The 12,156-nt window shown below is 31.8% G+C and carries 12 protein-coding genes; 9 read left to right on the forward strand and 3 right to left on the reverse strand.

The window, feature by feature from the left end; genetic code table 11:
- Positions 1 to 122 precede the first annotated feature (122 nt).
- Together LQ675_RS13715 and LQ675_RS13720 are read left to right on the forward strand one after the other, a co-directional pair.
- Positions 123 to 452, forward strand: a complete 330-nt coding sequence (locus tag LQ675_RS13715) for an excalibur calcium-binding domain-containing protein (RefSeq protein ID WP_239728215.1) — start codon at positions 123 to 125, stop codon at positions 450 to 452.
- Between the two features lie 207 nt (positions 453 to 659).
- Complete coding sequence (locus LQ675_RS13720; RefSeq protein ID WP_048540541.1) at positions 660 to 1,598, forward strand: mechanosensitive ion channel; 939 nt, start codon at positions 660 to 662, stop codon at positions 1,596 to 1,598.
- 385 nt (positions 1,599 to 1,983) lie between these two features.
- Here the strand turns inward: LQ675_RS13720 and LQ675_RS13725 are convergent, their stop codons facing one another.
- Complete coding sequence (locus LQ675_RS13725) at positions 1,984 to 3,345, reverse strand: CitMHS family transporter (protein ID WP_048540542.1); 1,362 nt, start codon at positions 3,343 to 3,345, stop codon at positions 1,984 to 1,986.
- Between the two features lie 148 nt (positions 3,346 to 3,493).
- Positions 3,494 to 4,456 (reverse strand): biotin synthase BioB, encoded by a 963-nt coding sequence (gene bioB / locus LQ675_RS13730; RefSeq protein WP_048540543.1) that lies wholly within the window; start codon positions 4,454 to 4,456, stop codon positions 3,494 to 3,496.
- A 173-nt stretch (positions 4,457 to 4,629) separates the two neighbouring features.
- Here bioB and LQ675_RS13735 point away from each other — a divergent pair, with 173 nt between their 5' ends.
- Positions 4,630 to 5,259 (forward strand): NDxxF motif lipoprotein, encoded by a 630-nt coding sequence (locus LQ675_RS13735; protein WP_239728214.1) that lies wholly within the window; start codon positions 4,630 to 4,632, stop codon positions 5,257 to 5,259.
- A 30-nt stretch (positions 5,260 to 5,289) separates the two neighbouring features.
- A complete protein-coding gene (locus tag LQ675_RS13740; protein ID WP_239371834.1) occupies positions 5,290 to 5,664 on the forward strand; it encodes a hypothetical protein in 375 nt (124 codons plus the stop codon).
- 56 nt (positions 5,665 to 5,720) lie between these two features.
- Here LQ675_RS13740 and add read toward each other — a convergent pair whose 3' ends face one another.
- A complete protein-coding gene (gene add, locus LQ675_RS13745) occupies positions 5,721 to 6,698 on the reverse strand; it encodes an adenosine deaminase (RefSeq protein WP_048540546.1) in 978 nt (325 codons plus the stop codon).
- Positions 6,699 to 6,940: 242 nt separating this feature from the next.
- On the opposite strand from add, the gene LQ675_RS13750 reads away from it, so the two are divergent.
- The 5 genes from LQ675_RS13750 to LQ675_RS13770 all read left to right on the forward strand — a co-directional run bounded on the left by LQ675_RS13750 (position 6,941) and on the right by LQ675_RS13770 (position 12,145).
- Positions 6,941 to 8,290: an amino acid permease gene (locus LQ675_RS13750; protein ID WP_048540547.1), complete on the forward strand. Its 1,350-nt coding sequence runs from the start codon at positions 6,941 to 6,943 to the stop codon at positions 8,288 to 8,290.
- Positions 8,291 to 8,500: 210 nt separating this feature from the next.
- Positions 8,501 to 9,439, forward strand: a complete 939-nt coding sequence (locus tag LQ675_RS13755) for an ABC transporter substrate-binding protein (protein ID WP_048540548.1) — start codon at positions 8,501 to 8,503, stop codon at positions 9,437 to 9,439.
- Between the two features lie 70 nt (positions 9,440 to 9,509).
- The gene (locus LQ675_RS13760; RefSeq protein WP_048540549.1) at positions 9,510 to 10,496 is read left to right on the forward strand and encodes a FecCD family ABC transporter permease; all 987 of its coding nucleotides are present in this window, start codon (positions 9,510 to 9,512) and stop codon (positions 10,494 to 10,496) included.
- Entirely contained in the window at positions 10,493 to 11,464 is a 972-nt protein-coding gene (locus LQ675_RS13765; RefSeq protein WP_239728213.1) for a FecCD family ABC transporter permease, read from the forward strand. The genes LQ675_RS13760 and LQ675_RS13765 overlap by 4 nt, the downstream gene beginning before the upstream one ends.
- Before the next feature lie 117 nt (positions 11,465 to 11,581).
- Entirely contained in the window at positions 11,582 to 12,145 is a 564-nt protein-coding gene (locus LQ675_RS13770) for a cysteine hydrolase family protein (protein WP_048540551.1), read from the forward strand.
- Positions 12,146 to 12,156 lie beyond the last annotated feature (11 nt).

Consider the following 12,156-nt stretch of genomic DNA (forward strand, 5'->3'; position numbering starts at 1 on the left):
GTCTTTTTTATATTAATAATCCAGAAAAAATAAAAGAAAATAATTTTAAAGAATTTTGCTAAATACAGTAGAAAATTACAATCAATTGTGCTATATTTATAAAAAATTAAAGGGGAAGAGAAATGAGAACAAGAAATAATATTTTAAAATTACTGCTAGCTATTATCTGTGTGTTATCTTTTACAATGCCTTCAATTCATAGTCAAGTTGATGCAGCTACAAAGAAAGTTGTAAAGAAAAAAACGGCAAAGAAAGTTGTAAAAAAGAAAACAAAACAGTTACCACCAAGCCAAAGATATAATTACAAAAAACCGGGTGCTAAGGAAAAACGTAACTATCAAAATTGCACAGATTTAAGAAAAGTATTTCCAAATGGTGTGACTTATGGTCATCGTGCATATTTACCAAAATTTGATAGAGATAAAGATAAAATTGCGTGTGAAAGATACTAGGTAGAAGTATTATTAAAGGGGATTGTGTTTTACGTGAAACGAGCAGATGTTTGATCATCTGCTCGTTTATTTTTTTGAAAATATTAATTACTTATTCAAATTATTTAGGCTTTCAGAATAGTTTTTTAAACAAATCAAAAATTATTATAAAAAATATGATTAGTATTATTATACTAGGGTAACATATCAAGAAAGGAGGAATTAAATATGAGTAAAATAACAGATTCATTCTTAAATGCTTTAGACAGCATTATAGCATTCATACCAAACTTAATTAGTGCAATTATATTATTAATTGTCGCTTGGTTAATTGCAGTAATTGTTAAAACAATTATTGTGAAAGGTTTAAACGCAGTTGGTTTTGAGAAATGGCTAGAGAAAAAGGGGTTAACTGAATCAGGAAGTGGCAAATCAGGATCTGAAGGTTTAATTCAGACATTTGGTAAATTAGCTTACTTCATTATATTCCTATTATTCTTACCATCAGTGTTTGATGCATTAAATATGACTTCTGTATCAACACCGATTAAAAACATGATGGGTAGTGTATTAGACTTCTTACCTAGAATTATTGTTGCGATTGTTATATTAGTTGTTGGTTTATTCATCGCAAAAGTATTAGGTACATTAGTTAAAAACTTATTAACAAATTTAAATGTTAGTAAATATAATCACTATGTAAACTTTGGTGAGAATAAAGAAAGTATTGATATTCCTTCAGCTGCAGGCTGGGTAATTTCAACAATCATTGGTTTATTCTTTGTTGTTGAATCATTAAATACAGTTAATTTAGAAGTATTAAATACAATTGGTGAAGCAATTATTGGATACTTACCATTAGTAATTTCAGCAGCAATTATCTTATTAATTGGTTTCATTGGTGGTAACTTACTATCTAAATTAATTAAAAAATCTACAGGTAACGTATTCGTATCTGAAATCGTTAAATATTTAGTAATCATCGTTTCAGTATTTATGACATTAGATCAATTAAACTTTGCTCAAAGCATTGTTAATGTAGCATTCTTACTAATCTTAGGTGCTGTAGCAGTAGCATTTGCTATCTCATTCGGTATCGGTGGTAAGTCATTTGCAGAAAAAACATTATCAAAAATTGAACGTAAAGCTGAATCAAATGACAAATAAAAGATGATTAGAAAAAGCTGAGACATCCGTGTCTCAGCTTTTTTGTGTGAAAATATTTAATGGGTGAGTGAAGGTAAGAGTTGTGGCCCAAGTCTTAGCTTAAGTACTGAATAAAGCCAAGAGAATGTCCAAGTCATGGCTTAATGTCTGAGTAAAGCCAAGAGATAGTCGAAGTCATGGCTTAATGTCTGAGTAAAGCCAAGAGACAGCCGAAGTCATGGCTTAAGTACTGAATAAAGCCAAGAGATAGCCCAAGTCATGGCTTAAGTACTGAATAAAGCCAAGAGATAGTCCAAGTCATGGCTTAAGTACTGAATAAAGCCAAGAGATAGCCCAAGTCATAGCATAAACCCTAAACATCCTCACTTTTTTCAAAAATCACATTCTATATCGTAACAATGCCCATCAAGATAGCGATAAATAGCATTAGGATGGAGAAACCCCAAACCCAGAAGAATGCGTATTTGATATATCTACCCATATTTATTTCTGCAAGTCCAACGGCTAACCATACTGCTGGTGCGAATGGGCTGACGAATGTTCCGATTACGTTACCTATCATAAGTGAGAAGGCTGTTGATTGTGATGGAACGCCAAATTGACTGGCTGTTGATTCTACTATAGGTAAGATTGCGAAATAATAAGCATCTGTACTTGTTAATAAATCTAAAGGAACACCTAATACACCGATTATAATGTGTAAGTATGGTCCTACAACTGTTGGTAATACTGCAATTAACGATAGTGCAATCGATTCTAACATACCTGTTTCATTAAGTATTCCTAGGAATACACCTGCTGCTAATATAACAGCTGCCATCATTAAGGCATTTGGTGCATGTGCTCTAATACGCTCCATTTGTTCATCGACATCTCTAAAGTTTAATGGTAATGCGACTGCAACACCGAGCATAAATGCAAATTCAGGAGGTACAATATCTAATAACATCATAGCTACGACGATGACTGTAAGTATTAAATTGAGCCAAAGTATGTAAGTATGCTTTGTAGCTTCACCTTTAATAGTAGCATTCTCTTCTTGGTCTTTTTCATAGTTTGCAATAATTTCATCCATATTGATTTTCACAACATCCTCATTAGGAAAAGCTTTAGCAATACGTCTTTTTTCACGGATTCCTAAATAGATAGAGAATAGAATTGCGAGTACGATTCCGACTAATTGAATAGGTATAACTTGATACCATAAGTCGTTGATATTATCGACTTTAAGGACAGAAGCGGTTCTTGCCATTGGTCCGCCCCAAGGTACCATGTTGATAATTGCTGCACTTAATGCAAGAAGTAGTACTAATAAATATGGGCTCATTTTTAGTGCCCTGTATAATGGTAATAAAGCAGGAATTGCTAATAAGAAAGTAGTGGCACCAGCACCGTCTAATTGTGCAAAAGTACCGATAATCGTTGTGACAATCGCAACGATAATAATATTACCTCGTGTTAATTTAATCATTCCTCTAACAAAAGGTCTGAATAAACCACTATCTGAGATAATACCGAAATAGATAATCGCAAAAATAAACATGATTGCTACATTAAATACTTGATCAATACCGGATTCAACATATTTTCGAATATCTCCAAATCCATGACCAATAACTAATGCGCCAATTACAGGTATTAAAATCATTCCTACAACTGGACTAATTTTCTTCATAATTAACATTGCGACAATTGAAATAATAATAACGAGTCCAACTATTGTCAGCAGCGTATTTGGTTCTTCCATTTTTATCCCCCTCAGTTTAATATAGCGCTTACATTATTAAAAATTAAAAAGCTTTCTACAACACATTAAAGTGTAATAGAAAGCATATGTTTATTATAACATTTTACATTAAAAAATAATATAATAAATTGAAAATTCTAATAATAATTTAATAATCAATTTCAAATCCTAAATCTTGAATCATGTCATAATCCATTTGATTTGGTTGACCACCAGTAATTAAATAATCTCCAACAAAAATAGAGTTTGCTACCATAAGAGATAATGATTGAAGCGTTCTTAAATTTACCTCACGACCACCAGCAATACGTATTTCTTTCGTAGGATTAATGAGCCTAAACATACATAGAATTCTAATACATTTCATAGGTGTTAAGTCATCCATACTTCCAAATTTCGTACCTTTTATAGGATGTAAGAAATTGACTGGAATACTATCAGCATCTAATTGATTCAATGTAAAAGCCATATCGATAATATCTTCGTCAGATTCACCCATACCACAAATCACACCAGAACATGGAGAGATATTCTTTTCCTTCATTATATTAATTGTATTTACGCGATCATCAAAACTATGTGTTGTCACAACTTCATCATGATAATTAGCACTAGTATTTATATTATGGTTATATCGGTCTACACCACTGTTTTTAAGGGACTCCGCCTGTTGTTCATTTGTTAATCCGAGACAAGCACAAATCTTAAGTTGAGGATGATTTCTTTTAATTTGTTCAACAGAATCAGTAATGTGAGAAACCTCTTTATCACTAGGACCACGACCACTCATAACAATACAGTATGTTCCAATTTTATTTTCAGAAGCCACTTTAGCACCATCGACAATTTGATTCTCTGGAATAAGTGCATATCGTTGAGATTTTTGTTTAACATCTCTTGATTGACCACAGTAACCACAGTCTTCAGGACAAATACCACTTTTGGCATTTAAAATCATATTCAGTTTTACTTTTTTACCATAATAATGATATCGAACTTTATAAGCTTCTTGAACAAGTGTTAATGTATCAATCGATTCATCTAGATAAATTTTTAAAGCCTCATCAAAAGTTAAGTGATGACCATTGATGATGTTATTTCCTAAAGTCATTAAAATTCCCCCTCTTTAATTATTAATAGAATACTAATAATATCCTTTATTGTAAACCTAAATTATTAATAGGTTAACAATTAAGTAATAATTACTAAAATATGGTAGAAATTAAAATGAACTAGTGATAGCATATATATTGAAAGATTTAAATTATATATAGGAGAGATAAAATGAAGAAGTTTAAGTCAGTCATCATATATAGTAGTTTAGCTTTATTGCTTGTAGGATGTGGAAACGAAGAAAGTTCAGCAAGTAAAAATAATGAGCACAATCAATCAGAACAGGAGGCAAATAAACATGAAAATGCAAAGTTGCCAACTGTTTTATTTGAATCTGATTTAACAAATGAAAAATTATCAAAGTCAGAAATACATAAAAGTATTCAACGTTATTTAGATACAAATGAAAGTATTTATAAAGTGACAACAAAGATTGAAGAAAAAGTATGGGACGAACAACCTTTAACGAAGAGAGAAGCAGATCAATTAGAAGAAGGTAGAAAACTTTTAGAAAAGAATGACCAGAACTTCTCAAATTATATAGGAAATAATACACTCCCAAAAGGTTATCAAAAAGAAACAAATAGAATCAGTCAGTACTTTACCAGTTACAATCAAACAATTAAAAATTTAGATCAACAAGTGCAAAAAATAGAAGATAAAGCAGAAAAAGGTACCATCTCAACAAAAGATATAAAAGATATCGTACCAGATAGTCAAAAGGTAAATGGCAGACAACAAGCAAAAATAGAAAAATTCCTTAAACAAATCAATGTGAAGATGAATGCGTTTAAAAGGTAAAAGGTTATTTTGAAAGATGGTGGGTGTATGATGAAACAGTTAATTAAAAATAGAGAGTTATTAACGGTGGTATTTGTATTTCTAATTATTGCCTTAAGTTTATTATTAGGTTTATTCCTAAGTCTTGAACAAGTACTTATTTGTTTATTTCCGATTTTTATTATTTTTCTTTTATTTAGAGATTGGTTGAGAGGACGCGAGAAAGCAAAGGATTTCAAGAAATTTATGATATTTAGATTAGTTGTAATGATAATATTTTTGGTAATAATGTCATTATACATATTGAGTATGTACCAGAATAATCAATTTACGAATCCGTTATATATTTTTGGTTGGTTTATTGTATTATTCATTACTGACATTATTGAAAATAAATATTTCATAAAAAAAGAATCAAGTAAATAACAATCAAGAAACTTAAAAGGCTGGGACAGTATGATCTGTCTCAGCCTTTTGGTATTTTAATATTTCGTCTTTAATTGTTCTTTTTCAATGTCTGATATAAACGCATGGTCTATTGCTTTAATATTAATGTCTTTCATTTCTGGTATTGTTAACAACTGATGGTTGTATAAGAGTTGGTATTCTTGGTTTAAGTTTGTATTCGAAACTGTTCTATTATCTGTATTAATATTAAATGGGATACCTTGCTCTATGAGCTTTCTAATATTAAGTTCTTCTACTGATTGGATTGCTTTTGTTTGTAAGTTACTCGTCGGACAAATTTCTAATAATGCGTTGTGTTGTTTAATGTACGATAATGCTTGATTATCTTGAATTGCTGCAACGCCATGTCCTATTCTCTGTGCACCGAGTTCGATTCCTTCTATTATATTATGTATACATCCACATTCACCGGCATGCAATGTTAAGTAATGGCCAGAATCTGTAGAATGTTGTATAGCTTCCTGTATGACCTTTGTTGGAAAGGCTTCTTCAGGACCCGCAAAATCAAAACCTACGATGTGACGATTGTTTGTATTTAACTGATCTACTGATTTAAATAGGTCGATGTTTGTTTGGTTGTCGTGATGTCGCATGCCACAAATTAGCAAATTGACTTTAATATCATATGTATCTTCAGCTTCGATTGCTCCGTTGTTAACAGCTTCTAATATTTCTTCAATGTTTAAGCCTTTATCTGTATGGAAAAGTGGTGCAAATCGGATTTCTATATATTTAACGTTGTCGTGATGTGCTTGTCGTGCGACGTCGACAACAGCTTTTTCTAAGCTATCTTTTGTTTGTAGCACTTTTAAAATGGTGTCGAAAGATTTTAAGTAGTCGTCTAAGCTTTCACAATTTTGATCTACTTGAATATCTTCTAAATTAATAGATACATGTTGTTCTCGTGCGAGTTGTTGGATTAATTCGATGCTGACAGATCCGTCTAAATGACAGTGTAACTCTGTTTTTGCTACTTCGTTTATTGTAGACATTAGGAATATCCTTTCTTTATCTATGAGTATGATTTTTAAATATAGTTATATATTATAAACAATTTCAGAAATATCTGGTAGTATTTAGCACAAATGTGTAGATTTTGTGATTGAATATATGAAAATATTAGTTTTTTATTTGAAAATTCTTGGTATCCAATTATTAAAAATGCTATATTTATAGAATATTTTAATAATTATAGGTTGAAAATTTAGAACATACATATTAAGAAGGGTCAGACATGAATAATAATTTAAAAAGAGAGTTAACGTCAAGACAAATGCAAATGATTGCGATTGGTGGCACAATTGGTGTTGGTCTATTTATGGGTGCATCAAGTACGATTAAGTGGACAGGACCATCCGTGTTATTAGCTTATGCGATTGCAGGTGTATTTGTATTTTTAATTATGAGAGCTTTAGGTGAAATGGTTTACGTTTATCCAGATACAGGTTCATTTGCTAAGTTTGCAAATGATTATATTCATCCGTCATTTTCATTTGTAACAGCTGCAAGTAGTACATTTAATTGGATTATTGTCGGTATGAGTGAGGTTATAGCAGTAGGTTCGTATTTTAAATTTTGGTGGCCAGATTTACCTTCATGGATACCAGGTTTAGCTGTCGTTCTTATATTGCTTTCTGCAAACTTAGTTTCTGTTAAGTGGTTTGGTGAATTTGAATTTTGGTTTGCCGCTGTAAAAGTCGTAACGATTATATTAATGATTATTGCAGGTTTAGGCTTAATAATTTTCGGAATAGGTAATAACTTTAATCCGATTGGTGTTAGTCATTTATGGGATCGTGGTGGTTTCTTTACTGGTGGTCTAAGTGGTTTCTTCTTTGCATTATCTATTGTATTTGGTTCCTATATTGGTATCGAATTAATTGGTATTACTGCCGGTGAAACGAAAGATCCACAGAAAAATATTGTAAAAGCCATTAACGGTGTTGTATGGAGAATATTAATATTCTATATCGGTTCGATTTTCGTTATTGTAACGGTTTATCCATGGGATGAAGTGAATCAAATTGGTTCACCGTTTGTTGCAACATTTGCAAAAGTAGGTATTACGGCTGCCGCAACAATTATTAACTTTGTTGTAATTACAGCAGCGATGTCAGGCTGTAACTCTGGTATTTTTAGTACGAGTCGTATGCTTTATACGTTGTCTAAACAAAAACAAATTTCTCAAATATTCTATAGAACAAATAAAAATGGTGTCCCCCATATTGCTGTTATCGCAGTATCAATCGGTATTTTCTTCGGAATCGTCTTAGATATTGTATTACCACTATTATTAGGTAAAGATACGAATATATTTGTATATGTGTTCAGCGCAGGTGTGCTTCCAGGTATGGTGCCATGGTTCGCTATTTTAATTAGTCATATGAATTTTAGAAAGAGAGAACAAATTAAAGACCATCCATTTAAAATGCCATTCGCGCCGGTCAGTAATATTATCACAATTATTATGCTTATACTGGTTGTTATTGGTATGATGTTCAATGGTGAAACACGAATTTCAGTCATAATCGGAATCGTATTTATCGCGATTGTTAGTTTGTACGCATTTATTAAAAAGCCATAATATATGAATAAAAATACATTTGCATTTTATTTGCATATGTATTTTTTTATAGTCTGAATTAAAATTATAGTAAAGTTATTTGATAAATATGAATTGTTATATAACAGTTAAATAAAGGGTTCTATAAAATAAATATTCAAAATTGACTATAGACATCATTTTCTGAATATTATATAATTGATAACGGTTATCAATTAATAGGAGGACATCATGAATAAATATTCAAGAATTTTTATGGCGGTATTAGTTGTTTCGGCAATGTTTCTAGCAGCGTGTGGCAATAATAAAAGTAGTGAAGCAGGTGCTAAGAAATCTGAAACAATAGAAATAAAAGATGAATTAGGTACTCAAAAAGTTAAGAAGAATCCTAAAAATATTGTCGTATTAGAGTATTCTTTTGCAGATGCAGTTAAAAATCTTGGCAATACACCAGTTGGTATTGCGGACGATAATAAGAAAGAAATTATTAAAAAATTATATGGTGAAGATGTGAAATATACGTCAGTTGGTACGCGTAAACAACCAAACTTAGAATCTATCAGTTCACTTAAACCAGATTTGATTATAGCGGATGTTCAACGTCATAAAGGTATAAGTGAAGACTTGAAGAAAATAGCACCAACACTTGTATTGAAAAGTAGAGAAGCAAGCTATGATGATGTGAATGGTTCATTTAAAACAATTGGTAAAGCTTTAGGTAAAGAAGATAAAGCTAAACAATTACTTGAAGACCAAGATGCAAAAATTAAAAAAGCTAAAGATAAAGTAACTACTAAAGAAAACAAAGGTGAAAAAGTATTGATTGCAGTTGCGAGAGAAGATGCATTTCAAGCTCATACATCTACTTCTTATGCTGGCCAGCTATTAACGAAATTGGGATTAGATAATGCTGTAGAATCTAAAAATGCATATGAAGATGTTAATTTAGAAAATTTATCTAAAATTAATCCGGATAAAATCATTTTTACAACTGATAAAAAGAATCCAATAACAGATGATTGGAAAGAAAAAGCGATTTGGAAAGATCTTAAAGCATATAAAAAAGGTCAAATATATCAAGTAGATAGAGACTTCTGGACGAGATTCAGAGGTATTAATGCCAATGAATATATCATAAAAGATTTACAAAAATATAACGAAAAGAAATAAATACTTGAACAATGAACGTACATACAATTGTCCGTTCATTGTTTTATTTCTGAGTTGAGTTGGTGATGTTATGAAAAAAGAAACGATAATCATTATAGTAACAGTCATAATTTTAATTTTAGGGATTTTTATAAATTTAAGCTTTGCTTCATCAATTATGAGTTTTAAAACGATATTTCATGCTTTATTACATAATGATCACTCGAAAGATACATTAATTATTAGAACGGTAAGACTACCAAGAGTATTAGTTGCGATTATGGTTGGCGTGAGTTTAGCGTTAGCAGGTGCAATCATGCAAGGTATTACGAGGAATGCACTTGCTTCACCTCAAACATTTGGTATTAATGCTGGTGCTTCATTAGTGCTCGTGGCGGCATTGGTTTTCTTTCCTGATTATAATGGTAACCAAAGTGCGTATATTGGCTTTATTGGTGCGATTTTAGGTGGCGTGATTGTTTATACCTTTATTTATGGACACGAGAATAATCAAGTTCGTTTAGCCTTAGCGGGTATGACCATTCATTTGTTACTATCTTCGGTCACTGAAGTATTGATATTAATGAATGAAAATGCCACAGATATTCTATATTGGTTAACAGGTTCTTTAAACGGTAAAGATTGGGATAGTGTGGAAGTCTTATTACCATGGTTTGTAATCGGTACGATTATCACCATTATGTTAGCGAGACATTTAACGGTTATTTCACTTGGTGATGATTTAGCTACAAGTTTAGGTGTTTATAAGAAAATGATTTATATTATATTTGGTTTAATGGTTATTATTTTAGCAGGTTCATCTGTATCTGTTGCAGGTCCAATTGGTTTTGTAGGGTTAATTGCACCTCATATATCTAAGAGGTTGATTAGAGGCGGTTATGAAAGACATATTATATTAACGGCACTGATTGGTGCGGTATTACTCGTATATTCAGATGCGTTATCACATATTATTGCATATCCTTATGAATCGCCCGTTGGGATTGTAACAGCTTTAATAGGCGGTCCATTCTTCCTTTACTTATGTAAAAATGGAAGGAGTGTTCAAAAAGGATGAAACTTAAATGGAAATATATCATCGTTTCACTCGTACTATTGGTCGCATTATTCATTAATCTACAAGTTGGTTCTCAGTTTATAGGTAGATCAAAGATTATATCTACATTTATTGGTTTTTCAGATGATTATGATTTTGTCATTTATAATTATAGATTGCCAAGAATGATTCTTTCGTTAATAGGTGGGTGTTTATTAGGTGTATCTGGAGCAATTGTCCAAAGCATACTGAGAAATCCTTTAGCATCGCCAGATATTATTGGTGTCACAAAAGGTGCAGGATTGTTTGCGGTTGCGCAAACATTATTGTTACCAGCACTACCATTTTATTTCTTAGGTATTGCTTCATTTATTGGTGCAGTTGTACTCATCATGCTTATAATGCTTATCGGTAAATTGTTCCAAGCAAGTACATACACAATAGCATTAATCGGTGTTGCTTTAAGTGCAATATGCCAAGCAGGTCTACAATATTTCATGATTAGATATCCAGACAATATTAATACGACTTTATTGTGGTTGTCAGGAAGTGTATGGGGACGGAATTATGATGACTTATGGTTCTTTATACCTGGAGTAGTGGTGTTGCCGCTTATTTTCTTATTTGCTCGTAAAATTGACATATTAAGTTTAGGTGATGAATCTGCTGTCAGTTTAGGAGAAAAAGTATCGCTCATTAGAAATGTATATCTTGTAATGGCAGCAATTTGTGTTGGTTCTGTTGTGTCAGTAACAGGAACAATTGGCTTTATAGGGTTAATTGCACCTCATATAGCAAGGCTACTAGCAGGACCAAAAGCCACTAAATTGTTACCATTGTCAGCTTTAATAGGTTCAATATTCCTATTAGTAGCAGACGCAATAGGTAAAGGGTTGTTTCCTCCACTCGAAATTCCTGCAGGTGTTGTAACAGCCATTATAGGTGCACCTTATTTCTTATATTTATTAAAAAAATCTCAAAGTGTATAGAGAGTTATTTAGCCGAAACAGTCAGGATTGTTTCGGCTTTTTGATAGGCAAAAATATTTCTTGAGAAATATTGCTGTGATAACATTGCATTAAAAAGAATATTAAGGAAGTGTAAGTATGTCTAATCAATCTGCTTTATTAGTTATGGATATGCAAAATGGTATTGTTGGTAGCTTATCTAATTCGAGTGAAATCATCGATAAAAATAAAAAGGCTATCGAAAGTGCTAGGAAACATCAAATCCCAGTTATTTTTGTGAGAGTAGCTTTTTCAAAAGGATTTTATGAAGTGTCGCCTTACAACAAATCATTTTCACGTATTAAAGCAAGTGGACAACAAATGAGTGTGAATGACGCATCAACTCAAATTATAGACGAACTTGCACCAAATGAAGATGAAGTCGTTGTTACAAAACATCGCTTTAGCGCTTTTACAGGTAGTAATTTAGAAGTGTTATTGCGTGGTATGCAAGTGGATCACCTTATTTTAACAGGTGTTGTAACGAGTGGTGTTGTGTTATCTACTTTAGTTGAAGCGGCAGATAAAGACTTTGAATTAACAGTCTTATCAGATGCGATGACAGACAGAGATATTGAAACACATCAATTTCTAATTCATAAGATTTTTCCTAGGTATGCGGAAGTAACTGAGACGATAGAATGGTCAAATACAATCGTATAGATAGGAGATAA

It is taken from the genome of Mammaliicoccus sp. D-M19 (assembly GCF_022386695.1).
Taxonomy (GTDB): Bacteria; Bacillota; Bacilli; order Staphylococcales; family Staphylococcaceae; genus Mammaliicoccus; species Mammaliicoccus sciuri.